This window comes from Kitasatospora sp. NPDC023385 (assembly GCF_055664045.1).
On the sequence record NZ_JBVOOL010000010.1, the window covers coordinates 217,727 to 232,820 of the forward strand.

Annotated in this window: 20 protein-coding genes; 10 read left to right on the forward strand and 10 right to left on the reverse strand. The window is 74.5% G+C overall.

Features of this window, described 5'->3' with window-relative positions:
• Nucleotides 1–43: 43 nt before the first annotated feature.
• Entirely contained in the window at nucleotides 44–472 is a 429-nt protein-coding gene (locus AC0B61_RS18315) for a nuclear transport factor 2 family protein (protein WP_471741699.1), read from the forward strand.
• A gap of 91 nt (nucleotides 473–563) precedes the next feature.
• Nucleotides 564–800 (forward strand): hypothetical protein, encoded by a 237-nt coding sequence (locus AC0B61_RS18320; RefSeq protein WP_471741700.1) that lies wholly within the window; start codon nucleotides 564–566, stop codon nucleotides 798–800.
• A 21-nt stretch (nucleotides 801–821) separates the two neighbouring features.
• Here AC0B61_RS18320 and AC0B61_RS18325 read toward each other — a convergent pair whose 3' ends face one another.
• The 5 genes from AC0B61_RS18325 to AC0B61_RS18345 all read right to left on the reverse strand — a co-directional run bounded on the left by AC0B61_RS18325 (nucleotide 822) and on the right by AC0B61_RS18345 (nucleotide 5,533).
• Nucleotides 822–2,405, reverse strand: a complete 1,584-nt coding sequence (locus tag AC0B61_RS18325; protein WP_471741701.1) for a sigma-70 family RNA polymerase sigma factor — start codon at nucleotides 2,403–2,405, stop codon at nucleotides 822–824.
• 178 nt (nucleotides 2,406–2,583) lie between these two features.
• Entirely contained in the window at nucleotides 2,584–3,597 is a 1,014-nt protein-coding gene (locus AC0B61_RS18330) for a CAP domain-containing protein (RefSeq protein ID WP_471741702.1), read from the reverse strand.
• Nucleotides 3,598–3,713: 116 nt separating this feature from the next.
• Nucleotides 3,714–4,220 carry a GNAT family N-acetyltransferase gene (locus AC0B61_RS18335; RefSeq protein ID WP_471741703.1) on the reverse strand — a complete coding sequence of 169 codons (507 nt, stop codon included), beginning with the start codon at nucleotides 4,218–4,220 and terminating at the stop codon, nucleotides 3,714–3,716.
• A 204-nt stretch (nucleotides 4,221–4,424) separates the two neighbouring features.
• A complete protein-coding gene (locus AC0B61_RS18340; RefSeq protein ID WP_471741704.1) occupies nucleotides 4,425–4,955 on the reverse strand; it encodes a dihydrofolate reductase family protein in 531 nt (176 codons plus the stop codon).
• Entirely contained in the window at nucleotides 4,952–5,533 is a 582-nt protein-coding gene (locus tag AC0B61_RS18345) for a TetR/AcrR family transcriptional regulator (protein WP_471741705.1), read from the reverse strand. The genes AC0B61_RS18340 and AC0B61_RS18345 overlap by 4 nt, the downstream gene beginning before the upstream one ends.
• Nucleotides 5,534–5,702: 169 nt before the next feature.
• Between AC0B61_RS18345 and AC0B61_RS18350 the strand changes: the two genes are divergently transcribed.
• The 5 genes from AC0B61_RS18350 (at nucleotide 5,703) to AC0B61_RS18370 (ending at nucleotide 9,820) form a co-directional block, all read left to right on the forward strand.
• Nucleotides 5,703–7,247 (forward strand): ATP-dependent DNA ligase, encoded by a 1,545-nt coding sequence (locus tag AC0B61_RS18350; RefSeq protein ID WP_471741706.1) that lies wholly within the window; start codon nucleotides 5,703–5,705, stop codon nucleotides 7,245–7,247.
• A 285-nt stretch (nucleotides 7,248–7,532) separates the two neighbouring features.
• Entirely contained in the window at nucleotides 7,533–7,751 is a 219-nt protein-coding gene (locus tag AC0B61_RS18355) for a ferredoxin (protein WP_471741707.1), read from the forward strand.
• Between the two features lie 82 nt (nucleotides 7,752–7,833).
• Nucleotides 7,834–9,048: a cytochrome P450 gene (locus AC0B61_RS18360; protein ID WP_471741708.1), complete on the forward strand. Its 1,215-nt coding sequence runs from the start codon at nucleotides 7,834–7,836 to the stop codon at nucleotides 9,046–9,048.
• Between the two features lie 165 nt (nucleotides 9,049–9,213).
• The gene (locus AC0B61_RS18365) at nucleotides 9,214–9,378 is read left to right on the forward strand and encodes a hypothetical protein (RefSeq protein ID WP_471741709.1); all 165 of its coding nucleotides are present in this window, start codon (nucleotides 9,214–9,216) and stop codon (nucleotides 9,376–9,378) included.
• A gap of 103 nt (nucleotides 9,379–9,481) precedes the next feature.
• The gene (locus tag AC0B61_RS18370; RefSeq protein WP_471741710.1) at nucleotides 9,482–9,820 is read left to right on the forward strand and encodes a hypothetical protein; all 339 of its coding nucleotides are present in this window, start codon (nucleotides 9,482–9,484) and stop codon (nucleotides 9,818–9,820) included.
• A 34-nt stretch (nucleotides 9,821–9,854) separates the two neighbouring features.
• Here AC0B61_RS18370 and AC0B61_RS18375 read toward each other — a convergent pair whose 3' ends face one another.
• From AC0B61_RS18375 to AC0B61_RS18390, 4 genes are all read right to left on the reverse strand, one after another.
• Entirely contained in the window at nucleotides 9,855–10,712 is an 858-nt protein-coding gene (locus tag AC0B61_RS18375; RefSeq protein WP_471741711.1) for a serine/threonine-protein kinase, read from the reverse strand.
• A 28-nt stretch (nucleotides 10,713–10,740) separates the two neighbouring features.
• Complete coding sequence (locus AC0B61_RS18380) at nucleotides 10,741–11,091, reverse strand: DUF427 domain-containing protein (protein WP_471741712.1); 351 nt, start codon at nucleotides 11,089–11,091, stop codon at nucleotides 10,741–10,743.
• Between the two features lie 78 nt (nucleotides 11,092–11,169).
• Nucleotides 11,170–11,406: a DUF6296 family protein gene (locus tag AC0B61_RS18385; protein WP_030260495.1), complete on the reverse strand. Its 237-nt coding sequence runs from the start codon at nucleotides 11,404–11,406 to the stop codon at nucleotides 11,170–11,172.
• A gap of 13 nt (nucleotides 11,407–11,419) precedes the next feature.
• Nucleotides 11,420–11,665: a DUF2277 domain-containing protein gene (locus AC0B61_RS18390; protein ID WP_471741713.1), complete on the reverse strand. Its 246-nt coding sequence runs from the start codon at nucleotides 11,663–11,665 to the stop codon at nucleotides 11,420–11,422.
• Between the two features lie 154 nt (nucleotides 11,666–11,819).
• Between AC0B61_RS18390 and AC0B61_RS18395 the strand changes: the two genes are divergently transcribed.
• Nucleotides 11,820–13,016, forward strand: a complete 1,197-nt coding sequence (locus tag AC0B61_RS18395) for an MFS transporter (protein WP_471741714.1) — start codon at nucleotides 11,820–11,822, stop codon at nucleotides 13,014–13,016.
• A 67-nt stretch (nucleotides 13,017–13,083) separates the two neighbouring features.
• Here the strand turns inward: AC0B61_RS18395 and AC0B61_RS18400 are convergent, their stop codons facing one another.
• Nucleotides 13,084–13,650: a DJ-1/PfpI family protein gene (locus AC0B61_RS18400; RefSeq protein ID WP_471741715.1), complete on the reverse strand. Its 567-nt coding sequence runs from the start codon at nucleotides 13,648–13,650 to the stop codon at nucleotides 13,084–13,086.
• A 260-nt stretch (nucleotides 13,651–13,910) separates the two neighbouring features.
• Here AC0B61_RS18400 and AC0B61_RS18405 point away from each other — a divergent pair, with 260 nt between their 5' ends.
• Both AC0B61_RS18405 and AC0B61_RS18410 read left to right on the forward strand, forming a co-directional pair.
• A complete protein-coding gene (locus AC0B61_RS18405; RefSeq protein ID WP_471741716.1) occupies nucleotides 13,911–14,459 on the forward strand; it encodes an RBBP9/YdeN family alpha/beta hydrolase in 549 nt (182 codons plus the stop codon).
• A gap of 19 nt (nucleotides 14,460–14,478) precedes the next feature.
• Complete coding sequence (locus tag AC0B61_RS18410; RefSeq protein ID WP_471741717.1) at nucleotides 14,479–15,078, forward strand: hypothetical protein; 600 nt, start codon at nucleotides 14,479–14,481, stop codon at nucleotides 15,076–15,078.
• Nucleotides 15,079–15,094: the final 16 nt, after the last annotated feature.

The window sequence follows — 15,094 nt, forward strand, 5'->3', positions numbered from 1 at the left end:
AGCACGATCGACGGACGGTCGGAGGACGAACGGGGGCCTGCTCATGGGTGTTCAGCTGCGGGAGGTCGGGGTCGAGGTCTACGACCGCTGGACGGCGCTGTGGAACGGCGAATCGGGGCTCGCCGAGCAGATCATGGCGCCCGATTTCACGCTGCGGTACGCGCAGGCGGGCGCGGAGGTGTTCGACCAGGTGCGGACGCCGGCGCGGCTGGCGGAGGTGATCGGGCAGTGGCACGCCGCCCGGCCGGGGCTGCGGTTCGAGGCCGAGGGCCTCCCGGTGGTGGACGTGGAGTCGGTCGACGGAGCGCTGTCCGGCCTGGTCGCCCGGCCCTACCGGGCGACGTTCCCGGACGGCGAGGGCGGGCTGACGGCGCGCAGCGGGACGGACGTCCTGCGGCTCAGCGGAGGGCTGATAACCGAGGTGTGGTCGGTCTCCTCCGGCTCCGGCGGGCGGACGTTCTACCGGGACTGACGCACTGCGGGGACGGATTCGGCAGCGGTCGCGGGGCAGTTCGCGACGGCCGTCGCCGTAACCCTTCCGGCGCAGCCTCGTTGGACGGGCCATGAAGAAGCGCAGCATGCTCGCCGTCGCCTCGCTCGCCGTGGGTGTCGTGGCCTCCCTCACCGCCCCCAGCGCGCACGCCAGTGCCGTCGGCGGGCAGGAGGGACTGCCCGGACCGCTCAGCAGCGCGCCTGACCTGGCACCGGGTCAGGTCGGCGACGCGGGCGGTGTCGTCGGGCAGGCCACCGGCTTCGTGACCGGCTCGGCGGACGGGCTGGTCGGGGTCACGCCCGCGTAGTCCCTCCGCGGCCCCTCCTGGTCAGGACATCGGCGCTCCGAGGTCCTGGGTCCAGTACGGGGTGCCGGCCGGGCTGGTCGCGACGCCGACGCCGATGTCCTTGAAGCCGCAGTCGAGCATGTTGGACTGGTGGATGCCGCCGTCCATCCAGCGGGCGAAGACGGCGGCCGGGGTGGTCGGGCCCCGGTCGATGTTCTCGCCCCACTGGGACCAGCGGTAGCCGGCGGCGGTGATCCGGGCGTCGGCGCGGACGCCGTCCGGGTTGACGTGGTCGAAGAAGCCGCGGGTGGCCATGTCCTCGGTGTGCTTCTGGGCGGCGGTGTGCAGCCGCGGGTCGATCCGCAGCGGGCCGCAACCCGCCTTGGCACGCTCGGCGTTGACCAGGTCCACCAGCTGGCGCTCCGGGTTGGGCACCGGCGCGGGCGTGACCGTACGGGTCGGGGTCGGGGTGGCGGTGGGCGTCGGTGCGACGGTCTCCGTGACGGTCTCCGTGGGCGCCGCCAGGGGCGACGGGACGGTTGCCACCGGGGCTGCGGCGATCGTCGGGATGTCGTGGGCAACAGCTGGAGCGCTGGGCTCCGGTGCCGCAGCTCGCGGAGGCTCCACGTGCTGCGGCCAGACCAGGGCGAGGGTGGTCACGGCCACCGCGGCGGCCGCGCCGCTCGCCAGCGCGGCCTTGCGAGCGGCGGTGCCGGCCCAGCCGCCGTGCCCTCCCGCACCGGCGTGGGCGCCGGTACCCGTACCGGAGCCGGCGCCGCCGGCAGCACTGTGGGCTGCGGCGCTCTGGGCAGCAGCGGCCGCGGTGTGCTGGAAGTGCAGCAGGGCGGGTGAGTCGAGCGGGATCGGCACCAGGGCGAGGCCGGCCAGCAGTCCTTCGGCGGGGAACAGGTCACGGCCGAGGCCGTCGCAGCCGGCGCAGCCCCGGATGTGGCGGGCGATGCGCTTTCGCCAGACCGAGTTCGGGGTGCCGTCGAATCCGGCGATGACGTCGGTCAGTTCGGGGCAGCGGGGGTAGGCGCCGAGGGCGCGGACGACGACGCGGCCCGCTTCGAGCTGCTTCTTCATCCGCTGGACGCGGACGGCGGTGTGCTGCGGGCTCAGGTCGAGGGCCTCGGCGAGTTCGCCCCGGGTGAGTTCACCGGCGGCCTCCATCCACCACACGGCGAGCAGTTCGCGGTCGTCGGGATCGAGCCAGCGGGTGGCCTCGGCGACCTCACGGCGCTGGCCGGAGAGGCCCAGGCGCAGGATGGTGAGGTCGGTGAAGTCGGCCCGCGGGTCCGCGACCTCCCAGGTCTCGTCCAGTCCGCCGACGGTCGGCTGCTGCTGGCCGGCGGTGTGGCGGCGGCGGATCTGGTTCATGGTGATGGCGACCAGCCACGACCGGAACGACCCCGGGTCGCGGAGCCCGTCCAGGCCGTCCAGGGCACGGATCATGGTCTCTTGCGCGACGTCGTCCACATCGGCGTGGCCGCCGAGGGCGCGGCCGGCCACGTTGTAGACGAGCGGCAGCCAGGCGGCGACCAGCGCCTCCTGGGCCTGCCGGTCGCCTGACTGCGCCGCGACTACCAGGGTCGTCCCGGCCCTGTTCTGCACATCAGCGTTCATGGTCCGCACTCCGTCTTGCCGTGTTTCCGTCCGCCGCTGCCTCCTCGGAGACCTGTGGGGAGTGATCAGATAACAACAATGTGCGCGGAATCGGAAAATCGGCCCGGATCGGCGGCTGGCGCGGGCCGGCGCCGGGACTGGTGGAACGGGAGTCCGATCGGCCCCGAACGGGGGCCGGTCAGGCCGGGGCGGCGAACACCTGGGTCCACCACGGCCCGCCGGACCCGGTCCGCACGCCGACGCCGAGCTGCTTGAACGCGCAGTTCAGGATGTTCGCGCGGTGGCCCGGGCTGTTCATCCAGGCGTCCATGACGTCAGCCGGGTCCTTCTGGCCACGGGCGATGTTCTCGCCCCATGTGCTCCAGCGGTAGCCGGCGGCCTCGATCCGGTGGTCGGCGTGGTAGCCCTCGGGGCTCGCATGGTCGAAGTAGTTGCGGTCGGCCATGTCATCACTGTGCGACTGGGCCGCACTGGCCAGCCGGGGTTCTGCCGTGACCGGCCCGCAACCGGCCTTGGCCCGTTCGGCGTTGACCAGGTCCACCACCTGCTGCGCGTACGGGGCATCCGCGCCGCCACCCACCGGGGTGGGCGGCGCGGTGGCGGTCCGCCGGGCGGCGGTCGGCGCGGCGGTGGTCCGGCCGGCACTCGGGGCCGCCTTCGCGGCGGAAGCGGCGGAAGCAGAAGGGGCCGTGGGGGCGGTGGGAGACGGAGTGGCCGCGACGGTGGCCGCCGGGGACGCCAAGGCGTCGGCGGCCGGCGTGCCCCCGGTGCTCGGGGTCGCTGCCGGACCGGTCGCCGCCGGGCTGTCGGACGGCGCGGGAGCGCCCAGGTCCGCTCCCCCCGTGCCGGGGACCTGGATGCCCTCGTGCGTGCCGACCTCGGCAGCGATCAGCGCGTCGGCGGCCATCGCCTCGCCCACGACGTCCCGATCGGTCTGCTTGCCTCCGTACGCCGCGTACCCGGCACCCGCCAGCGCGGCGATCAGCCCGGTGCCCGCCACCGCCGCCACCACCGCGGTCACCGACACCAGCCCGCCACGCCGCCGCGCCCGACGCCCCCGGCCGCCATGCCGTTGGGCGCCATGCCGCTGGGCGGCCCGCAGCGCCGCCCGGCCACCCGACCGGTCCGGGCCGCCGCCCGCGTCGCCGTCGCCGATCGCCGGGAGGATGGTCGTCCTGTCGTCGCTGTTCACGTACTCACACTCTCTGTATCCGGGCCGGCTGGTCGGGTGCCGGCACCTCGGAGACCTCTCGGCGGCGCGCCGATAACAGAAAGTCCGAACGAATGTCCGGCGGCCTGGAGACGGGCTCAGCGCGTCGCGGCGTCCGGGGCCATGTCGTACGTGAGGAACGGCGTCCGGGTGGCGACCTGGTCGTACTTGCCGCGCGCCCGGTAGTTGGTCTCGGAGGTGATCCAGCGGACGGTGTTCCAACCGCGCTCGGCGGCGATCTCGCGCAGCCGGGCCAGCAGCACGTCCACCGCTCCGCCGCCGCGCACCTGCGGCGCGACGAAGAGGTCGTCGAGGAAGCAGCCGACGGCCCCGTGCAGCGGCCGGGCGAACGGCCGGTAGTGGGCGAGCCCGACCGGCCTCCCCTCACCGTCCCGGACCAGCAGCCCGTCCAGCTCGTGCTCCTTGTCGGTGAGCCAGGACCACACCAGTTCGGCCTTCTCCTCCGGGCACGGCACCCGGTAGAACTCGCAGTACCCGCGGAAGAGTTCACGCCAGGCGGCGAAGTCACCGGCCTCGGGAGCACCCACACTCCAGTGGGCGGTGGGGGTGCCGCTCATCTCACTCATGTCGGTCGTCTCGGTCATCCCGCTCTCCTCAGGTCACAGCACCTTTGCCGCCCCCAGCATGACGCCCTGTAACCCCGCCACCGATCACCGCCCCGGCCAAGACCGGCAGCCCCGCACTCCACTCCGGCACGTGGGGAGCCGCACCGTCCCGACCGGACCACGGGCAGGCATCCCGGAGACCGGGGAGCGGTCCACCGACGCGGACGACCGCCGGGCGCGCCGCTATCTCTCCACGGTGTAGCGCAGTTGCACGAAGCCGCCACCGGCATCGGCGGCCGAGTCCAGGCGCAGGGGGACGTCGTGGAGCAGCTCGCCGAACAGTCGGTGGCCGGCGCCGATCAGGACGGGCGCGACGCTGATGATGAACCTGTCGACGCGTCCGGCGCTGATGAAGCTCTGGATCAGGCGTCCGCCGTCGGGGTAGACGTGCTGGATGCCGCGCCGGTCGAGGTCGGCGAGGAGGCTGTCCAGGTCCCGGTGGACGGTGACGCGCGGGTCGGCGTCCTCGGGGAGGGTGGTGCTCAGGACACCGACGTGCCGGTCGCCGTAGTGCCAGTTCTCCGCGCCGAAGCCGATGACCTTCTCGTAGGTGTTGCGGCCCATGACCACGGCGTCGACCGTACCGAGGAACTCGAAGAAGCCGAGGTCACCGGCGCGTTCGCCGCGCGAGGTCAGCCATTCGATGTCGTCGTCGGGCCGGGCGATGAAGCCGTCGAGGCTGGTGCCGATGAAGACGGTGGCGGTGAAGGTCACCGGATCCTCCCGAGAAGGTGGTCGAGGTCGTCGTGGAGGAGGGCGGCGGGGTCGCCGTCGCCCGTGAGCGCCCAGCGCAGCAGGGAGCCGTCCATGGTGATCCTGACGGCGCGCGTGAGACGGGGCACGTCGGTGCCGGGCGGGACTTCGCCGAGTGCGACGGCTTCGCCGAGCAGTTCCCGCAAGGCCGCGTCGAGTGCGCGGGTGTGCGCGGCGGCGTGGACGCGGAATTCGGGATCGGCGAGGTCGAGCTGCGGCATGCCGAGGTGGTTGGCCATCTCCTCGGGGGTGGACAGGTGGCCGGCGAACTCGTCGGCGGCGGCGTGCAGGGCCGCCAGCGGCGAGTCGTGCGCGGCCCGGGCCCTCCGGTAGGGCTCGGCGGCGTGGACGGCGGCGTCTGCGGCGAACGCGAGCAGCAGGCCCCGCTTGGACCCGAAACGCTGCGACAGCGTGGCCGGGGAGATCCCGGCTTCGGCGCCGACGTGCGCCAGGGTGAGCCGGGCTGGGCCGTGGGCGCCGATGGCGCGCGCGGTGGCGGCGAGGATCTCGGTGTCACTGGTGGCGCGTGGTCGTGGCATGACCCCGCTCCTTTCGTGGTGTCGCGATCGACAGTAGCAGGTTAGTAAATGGTTATTCATTTATTAATGCGCCCGCCGGAGAAGGGAGGTGGCGCGGGGCCGAGAGGCGGACTGCCGCCCGTGCGGGAGGCGGGGCGGGCGCGGATGCTGGGGGGGAGGAGGTGGTCTGGTGGCGGGGTTGTGGCGGTTGGCGGTGGTGTCGCGGGAGGTGGCGGCGGAGCCGGGGCGGCGGGCCAAGACCGGGTTGTTGGCCGGGTGCCTGCGGGAGTTGGGGCCGATGGAGGCCTCGGCGGCGGTGGTGTTGCTGTCCGGCGAGTCGCAGCGGTTGCGGACGGGGGTCGGGCCCGCGGCGCTGCGGGGTCTGCCGGGGCCTGCGGTGGAGGCGTCGCTGGGGGTGCGGGAGGTGGAGCGGGAGCTGGAGCGGATCGCGGAGGTGCACGGCGCCGGGGCGCAGGCGGAGCGGCGGCGGCTGTTGCACGGGCTGTTCGCGCGGGCGACCGAGGTGGAGCAGGGGTTCCTGCGGGCGGTGCTGGTCGGCGACCTGCGGCAGGGAGCGCTGGACGCGGTGGTCGGGGACGCGGTGGCGCAGGCGGCCGGCGTGCCGGCGGCGGCGGTGCGGCGGGCGCTGATGTTCCGGGGTTCGGCCCGGGCGGTGGCGGAGGCGGCGCTGACCGGCGGGGAGGAGGCCCTGGCGGCGTTCCGGCTGGAGGTGGGGCGGGCGGTGCGCCCGATGTTGGCCGCTTCCGCGCCGGACGTGGCCTCGGCACTGGAGCGCACCGGCCCGGCCGCACTGGAGTGGAAGCTGGACGGGATCCGGGTGCAGGTGCACCGGGACGGTGCCGAGGTCGCGGTGTTCACCCGCAGCCTGGACGACATCACCGCGCGCGTCCCCGAGGTGGCCGAGGCGGCGCTCGCACTGCCGCTGCGTTCGGCGGTGCTGGACGGCGAGGCGATCGCACTCGGCCCGGACGGGCGGCCGCGCCCGTTCCAGGAGACGGCCGCGCGCACCGCCTCCCGGCAGGCCCCGGAGCGGCTGCGTGCCGAAGTGCCGCTCAGCGCCTACTTCTTCGACCTGCTGCACCGGGACGGCGAGGACCTGGTGGACCGTCCCGGCCGGGAGCGCTGGGCGGCGCTGGCCGAGACGGTGCCGCGGGACCTGCGGGTGGCCCGCACCGAGACCGGGGACCGCGAGCAGGCGCTGGCGTTCTTCCGCGACACACTGGCCCTCGGCCACGAGGGCGTGCTGGTCAAGGATCCGGCGGCCGGGTACGCGGCGGGGCGGCGCGGCATCGGCTGGATCAAGGTGAAGCCCCGGCACACCCTCGATCTGGTCGTACTGGCGGCGGAGTGGGGCAGCGGGCGGCGGCGCGGCCTCCTCAGCAACCTGCACCTGGGCGCCCGGGCGGCGGGCGAGCCGGGGCTCGGACCGTGGGTGATGCTCGGCAAGACCTTCAAGGGCCTCACCGACGCGACGCTGGCCTGGCAGACCGGGGAACTGCTGGCCCGGGAGGCCGAGCGGGACGACTGGACGGTGCGGGTCCGGCCGGAGCTGGTCGTCGAGATCGCCTTCGACGGCCTGCAGCGCAGCTCCCGCTACCCCGCCGGCCTTGCCTTGCGGTTCGCCCGGGTGGTGCGCTACCGGCCCGACAAGGGCGCCGCCGAGGCCGACACCGTCGCGACCGTACGGGAGATCGCCGCCGCCGAGGGGCTGTGATCCGGGGCTCGGTTCGGCGACGGGCGGCCCGGAGGCAGGCGGTCGGGCGTTGGGCAGGCAGTCCAGAGGCAGGCCGGCCCGGGGCTGTCGGGACCGCGCTTGGCGGGGTAACGTCAATTCAAACCTGCCGCGCCCCACGGGCGTTCCGACGGGATCCGAACCGGCCAATCTCGACGATCCCGGCGCCGGGCCCTCCGTGGACGGAACAGCGGCGGTTAGGTTGGCAATGACAACGAGAGGCCGCCGCCGGCCAGTCGGCGGCGCACTGGCGAGAGGTGCCCGACCATGCGGGTGAGCGTCGACCGGGACCGCTGCTGCAGCTCCGGCATGTGCGTCATGAACGTCCCCGAGGTCTTCGACCAGGACGACCAGGACAGCCTGGTGAGGCTGCGTCAGACCTCGTTCCGACCCGAACAGTTCGCCGAACTCCGGCTGGCCGCCCAGCTCTGCCCGGGCGGCGCGATCACCGTCGTCGAGGACGAGACCGCCGCGGTCGACGACTGACTGACCATCAGGCGGAAGACCTGACGGAACACCGGCCATCACACCCCCACCGGAGAGCACCGCGACGCAAGGAGACCCCACCTTGACGAGCACACCCACCGCCCCCGCCATCCCGCTGCCGGCCCCGCACTCCGCCGGCTGCCCGTTCAGCCCGCCGCCCGCGTACACCGAGGCCGCCGCGACCGCCGCCGTCACCCGCGCCGACCTGCCCGACGGCGAGTCCTGTTGGCTGGCCACCGGTTACGCCGAGGTCCGCACCGTCCTGTCCGACCGCCGCTTCAGCGCGGACGTGCGCCACCCGAACTTCCCGCTGCTGGCCGCCGGCCGCCGGGAGTTGATCGCCGCCAACCCGAGCTTCCTCCGCCTGGACGACCCCGAGCACGCCCGGCTCCGCCGGATGGTCACCGGGGACTTCCTGGTCAAGCGGGTCGAGGCGATGCGCCCGGCCGTGCAGCAGATCGTGGACGAGGCGCTGGACCGGATGACCGAAGGCCGTACCGAGGCCGACCTGGTCGCCGACTTCGCGCTGCCGATCCCCTCCCTGGTGATCTGCCTGCTGCTCGGCGTCCCGTACGAGGACCGCGAGTTCTTCCAGAGCCTCAGCCAGACGCTGCTCGGCAACACCAGCACCCTGGAGGAGCTCAGCGAGGCGCAGGACGAACTGCTCGACTACCTGAGCCGGCTGGCGGCCCGCAAGCGGCAGCAGCCGGAGGACGACATCCTCAGCCGGCTCGCCGTACGCGACGACCTGACCCCCCGCGAGGTCGCCAGTACCGGCATCCTGCTGCTGATCGCCGGGCACGAGACCACCGCGAACATGATCTCGCTCTCCACCGCCCTGCTCATGGAGCAGCCCGAGCAGATCGCCGCGCTGGCGGACCCGGCCGCGGTGCCAGGTGCGGTGGAGGAGTTGCTGCGCCTGCTCACCATCGTCCACACCGGGGTGCCCCGGGTGGCCCTGGAGGACGTCGACCTGGGCGGTACGACGGTCCGGGCCGGGGAGGGCGTGATCGCGATGCTCTCCACGGCCAACCGGGACGAGGCGGTGTTCGGCGGCACCGGCCACCGGCCCGCCGACGAGCTGGACCTCGACCGGGACGCCCGGCGGCACATGGCCTTCGGCTTCGGCGTGCACCAGTGTCTCGGCCAGCCGCTGGCCCGCGCCGAGCTGCAGATCGCGCTGGCCACGCTGTTCCGGCGGCTGCCCGGGCTGCGGCCGGCGGGCTCCGGGGGCGAGCGGGCGTTCCGGACGGACTCGTTCATCTACGGCATGCGGTCGCTGCCCGTCACCTGGTGAGGCCGCCCGGTCGTGGCCGCGGCGCCGGAACGCGGCGCCCCGGTCACCCGACTGGCCCCGGCGCCGGGGCGGAGGCAGTCTGTAAGGGCGACAGAGATGCCCGGTCCCGGCCCTGCCGCGCCGCAGACCGGCGCGCCCGGACCGGCCGAGGAGACGGAGCCCGCGATGACCGACATGAGCGAACGGTCCCAGCCGAGCGCCGACCGCGAGGAGGACGTCCGCGCCGCCGACCCCGAGGAGGGCATCACCTCGATGCAGAACCTGCACGCCCAGGACACCTCCCAGGCGGAGGGCGACGCCATGCTGGACGAACCCGGGCGCCTCGACTGACCGTCCGCCGTACCGACTCGACCGCCCGGTGGGACCGGGCGGTCGCCGCGACCTCAGGTGTCGCCGCCCGGGCGGCGACTCACTTGCCGGGGAGGATAGGCGCATGACCGAACACGACCAAGGCAGTAGGCAGGCCCGGCCGCCCGCGGATCCGCGCGCGTCGTGGGCGACCTGGACCACCCAGTCGATCATCAGCGGCCCTGGCGGTGTCACCACCGCCGAGGTCGGCCCCATCTCCGGCGACCTCACCGTGCACACCACCTGGGTGGACGGCGAGGTGCGGCTGACCGTGCAGTACACCGGCGCCCTGGACTGGTACACGGTGGCCGGCAGCCCAGTGCCGGCAGCCGACGAGACCATCGCGCGGGCGATCCACCAGGCCATGGTGAACGGCGTCAAGGCGGGCCGGGGCGCGGTCGCCCCGCCACCGGCGACGCGCTAACCGGCCGGGCTCTGACCGGCCGGCTCCCCGCCCTTCATCCCTTTACCGCCGGCGCGGCCGCGTCCCAGTAGTCGCGGTCCGTCGACGGGCGGGAGCGCAGGTCCGCCCGGACCTCGTCGGCCAGCCGGCGGGTGTCGCGCCGGTTCATGGTGGCGCCGATGCCCGCACCGACCAGCAGCGGGGTCAGCGACGGCAGGTGGCGCAGCGAACTGCGGGTGAGCCGGCGGCGCACCTGCTGGCGGACCTCCGAGCCGAGGGCCAGCGCGGCGAACCCGGCGGGCCGGACCAGCAGCGACGCGTCGATCCCGCGGCGGTTGGCCCAGGCGGCGAGGTAGGCGCCGGTCCGCTGGGTGACGGTGCCCTGCGCCGGAGCGCCGAAGACCTCGTGCAGTTCGGCGATCAGCTTGATCTCCACCGCCGCCACCGCGAGCGTCTCGGCCGCGATCTCCACCGGCATCGCGGGCGGCACCGGCATCATCGCCGCCGCGCCGACGCCCGCACCGAGCAGGCCGGAGACCCGGACGGCGCCGGTGACCAGCACGTCGGCCAGCTCCTCCGGGGAAGCCGCGCCCGGGTGCTGCGCCCGCAGGGTGGCGAGGTCGCGCACCGGAATCCGCGGCGCGGCCTGCACCAGCTGCTCGGTGAGGGCCTTGCCGCCGTACACGGCGCCCCGGGCTGCTCCCCGGGCGGCGGCCCGCCCGCCACTGCCGAGCAGGCGGGCGACGTGCGCCACCACGGCCCGGCCTCGACGGCGCTGTTCCTGCGCGGCGGCCGGCCGCTTGTCGGCGAGCTGCTCGGGCTGCTCGGCCTGCTCGACGAGTTCGGCGAGCTGCTCGGCCAGGTCCGGATCGGGGGTCGGCCGGGAGCTCCCCGGCCTGCGGAAGACTGCCATGCCGATCGGGTACCCCCGAACGCGGGTGCTATTCGGCGGCTTCGGCGGATGAGGCGGACGCGGTGGTGGCCGGTGCTGACGCGGTGGCCGGTGTTGACTCGGTGATCTCCACGCCCCGCCAGAACGCCACCCGGCCGCGCACGTGGTCGGCCTCGGGCTTCGGATCGGCGTAGAACCAGGCGGCGTCGGGGTTGGTCCGGCCGTCCACCTCCAGGGTGTGGTAGCCGGCGGTGCCCTTCCAGCCGCACACCGTGGTGGTCGCGGAGGGTCGCAGGTACTCCGTCCGGACCGACGCCGCCGGGAAGTAGTGGTTGCCCTCGACGACGACGGTGTCATCGCTCTCGGCGATGACGACGCCCTGCCAACTCGCTGTGGTCATGCGGTGATTGTGCCCGAGGGAGGGGCGCCACGGCCAGCGGTCCGGGAGGCTCCGGGAAAGTCCGGGAAGCCCCCGGCGTCAGGGCAGGGGGTGGGCGTGGACCGGCAGGTGCGGGGTCTGGTGGCCGCCGCTGGCGAGCATCCGGACCTCGCCGGCGTCGCTGATCTCGGCCCGGACGATGCCGCTCTCGTCCTCGTAGACCGGGTGGCCTCCCGGCCCGCTCGCGCTGGTGCGGGTGACCACCACGACGTCCTGGGGGGCTTGGGTGCCCGGGGTGCCGGGGAAGGTGAGGGCGTATCGCTTGGCGGGGTTCATCACTCGCTCCTGCCTACCCTGCCGCCGCGGCCGGCTCGGCGGCCCGGGCGTGCGAGCCGCGGACCTCCAACTCGGCGAGCAGCCGGGCGGTGGCCTCCGTGACCGCGTCCACGGCCCGGTCGAACGCCTCCCGGTTGTGCGCCGCCGGGGCGCGGAAACCGGAGACCTTGCGGACGTACTGCAGCGCGGCGGCGCGGAAGTCGTCCTCGTCGGCGTCAGTCGTGACGGGCGGTCGCAGCGTCTTGATGTTGCGGCACATGCCACCAGTCTCGCGCGCGACGGCCGTACTGGCGACCCCCACTCGTCACACGGGCCTCACGAGGGCGTCATCCGAACGGATTAGGATTCCGAACGAACGAATTCGTCCGCTGGCGCGCTCTCCCGGTCGCCGGCATCACCCCGGAGTCACCCCCTTGCCTCTCGCGCTGCTCGCGCTGGCCGTCACCGCGTTCGCCATCGGCACCACCGAGTTCGCCGCCATGGGGCTGCTCCCCCAGGTCGCCGGCAGCCTTCACGTCTCCATCCCGCAGGCGGGCTGGCTGATCTCGGCGTACGCGGTGGGAGTGGTGATCGGCGCTCCGCTGCTGACCGCCCTGGCCGCCGGGCGGCCTCGCAAGGCGGTGCTGGTGGCGCTGGCCGGGCTGTTCGCCGTCGGAAACCTGCTGTGCGCGCTGGCACCGGGCTTCTGGACGCTGGCCGCCGCTCGGCTGGTCACCGGGCTGCCGCACGGCGCCTTCTTCGGGGCCGGCGCGGTCGCCGCGGCCGAGTTGGTCGCGCCGCACCGGCGGGCCCGGGCGGTGGCCGTGATGTTCTCCGGGCTGACCGTCGCCAACATCGTCGGCGTCCCGGCCGCCACCCTGCTCGGCCAGCACCTGGGCTGGCGGGCCACCATGCTGGTGGTGGTGCTGATCGCCGCCGCCGGGACGCTCGCCATCGCCAAGCTGGTGCCCGAGCTGCCCGCGCCCGTCCAGTCCGGGCTCCGGCACGAGCTGCGGGCCTTCCGCAACGGTCAGCTGTGGCTGGCGCTGGCCACCGTGGTGTTCGGCTGCGGGGGCTTCTTCGCCTGCTACAGCTACATCGCGCCGCTGCTCACCGAGGTGTCCGGGTACGCCACCGGGTCGGTCACCCTGGTGCTGGCGCTGTTCGGGGTCGGGATGACGATCGGCAACGTGCTCGGCGGGTTCGCCGCCGACCGGGCGCTGCGGCCGACGGTCTGCGCGGCCTTCGTACTGCTCTCCGCCACCCTGGCGTTGTTCGCGGTGACCGCGCACAACCGGTGGTCGGCGGCCGTCACGGTGGTGCTGGTCGGGCTGTTCGGCTTCGCGATCGTGCCGGCGGTGCAGACCCTGGTGCTGCAGAAGGCGCGCAGCGCGCCGACGCTGGCCTCGGCCACGGTGCAGGGCGCCTTCAACCTGGCCAACGCCCAGGGCGCCTACTTCGGCGGGCTGGCCCTGGACGCCGGGCTCGGCTGGACATCGCCGACGCTGGTGGGCGCGGGCCTGGCCGTCGCGGGCGCGCTGATCGCGGTGCTCGCGTGGGCGGCCGACCGGCGGCGGCCGGGGCCCGTGGTCGCGGAGCCCGCCGCCGCCGTCGCGATGACGAACGCCTAGACCTGCAGGAACGCAGGGATCGCAGGGACCTCCCGGGTGTCGCGGTGGGCCCCGGCGGGCCGAGCGGTCAGGCGAGGGGTGCCTTGGTGCGCAGCACCTCGAGGAAGGCGCGCAGCCACGCCGGGTGGTCGGGCCAGGCGCGGGCCGAGACGACGACGCCGTCCACCACGGCCTCGCCGTCGACGAACTCGGCGCCGGCCGCCTCGACGTCCGGGGCCAGCGCGGGGTAGGCGGCGGTGCGGCGGCCGTCCAGGACTCCGGCGGCGGCGGTGATCAGCGGGCCGTGGCAGATCTGCGCGACGGGCTTGTCGGCGGAGAAGAAGTGCCGCGCGATCCGCTGCACGTCCGGGTTGTTGCGCAGGTATTCGGGGGCGCGGCCGCCGGGGATGACCAGGGCCACGTAGTCGGCCGGGTCGACGTCGGCGAGGGCGAGGTCGGCGGGCCAGGTGTAGCCGGGCTTCTCGGTGTACGTGTCGTAGCCCTCCACGAAGTCGTGCACCACGAACTGCAGGCGCTTCTTGGTCGGGGCCGCGATGTCGACCTGGTAGCCCTCCTCGCGCAGCCGCTGGTAGGGGTAGAACACTTCGAGCGACTCGGCGGCGTCCCCGGTGACGAGCAGGATCTTCGATGTCATCGTCGGCATCCCTCCACGTGGTCGAGCCTCAGGTGCGTTGTGGGCGCCGGGCGGTGGCGGCCGGCCCGGGCCCGGTCCAACCTCCCGTACCACCGGTGCCGTTGGCAACGGGGCGCACTGGGCGTACGGCGGCGCATACGGAGGCGCGTGCGCCGGTTGCGGGGAGTGCGCACCGGGCGGCCGCCCGGCTGCGGCGGCGGGCCGTCCGCGGCCTAGACTCCTGCTGCTCACGACCGCCTTCCCCCATCTGGAGGAGCCCCATGCCGGACCGCACCACCTACCTCGTCCTCCCCGGCTACCAGAACTCGGGCCCCGAGCACTGGCAGACCCGCTGGGAGGCCGCCGAGCCGGAGGCCTTCCGCCGGGTCGAGCAGGCGGACTGGGACCGCCCGGAGCGGGCGGACTGGGTGGCGCGGGTGGACGCGGCGGTGGCGGCGGCCGCCGCCGAGGGCCCGGTGGTCCTGGTCGCCCACAGCCTGGGCTGCGTGACCGCGGCCCGCTGGGTGGCCACCGCCCCCGCCGACCGGCTCGCCGCCGTCCGGGGCGCGCTGCTGGTCGCCCCGGCCGACGTCGACACCGCGGAGGTGCCGGAGCTGGTCGGCTTCCGCCCGGTGGCGCTGGCGGCGTTCCCGTTCCCGGCCGTGGTGGTCTCCTCGACCGACGACCCGTGGGTGTCGCCCGATCGGGCCCGCGCGTTCGCCGCGGCCTGGGGCGCCCGGTACGTCGAGCCGGGCGCGTACGGGCACCTCAACTCTGACTCCGGGCTGGGCGACTGGCCGGAGGGCCGCAAGCTGCTCGCCGAACTGTGACACCGTGAACGGGGGGACGATGGACAAGAGGACGTCGCGGGCCAGGCGCATCCTGGTCCGGCTGCTGGCGACCGGCGGGCTGGCGGCCGTACTGCTGTACACCGAGGGGCAGTGGGAGAGCCGTTCGGGCGGGCGGATGCTGGTCGCCGACCTGCTGAACCGGCCGGAGCTGCTGCTGGGGGCGGCGCTGGCCGCGCTGATCGCGGCCGCCTGGCTGGGCGATCTGCGCGCCGCCGCCCTGCGGACGGCCACCCGGGCGGTCACGGTGACCGCCGGGGTGGTGTTCCTGCTCGGCGTGGTGGCCGCGCACAAGGTCTCGGCGGCGGAGACCCGCAGCCGGGAGGCCGCCCCGGCCGGGGCGGAGCTGGCCCTGGTCGTGGTGCACCGCTCCTACGCCGCCGGGCCCGCGCCGGCCGAGCACTGGCAGGTGCTGCTGGAGTCCGGCGAGGGCTGGTCGGCGCGGCGCTGGTCACTGGCGGACATCGGCGGGGGCCCGGACGACACCCGGCTGGTGGAGGCGAGTTGGACCGGTCGGGAGCAGATCACCGTGGTGACCGACTCCTACCGGCGGGTGTTCAACCTCGACCAGGACAGCGGCGAGCCGGTCGAAGCGCGCTGAGCACCAGCCACCGGTC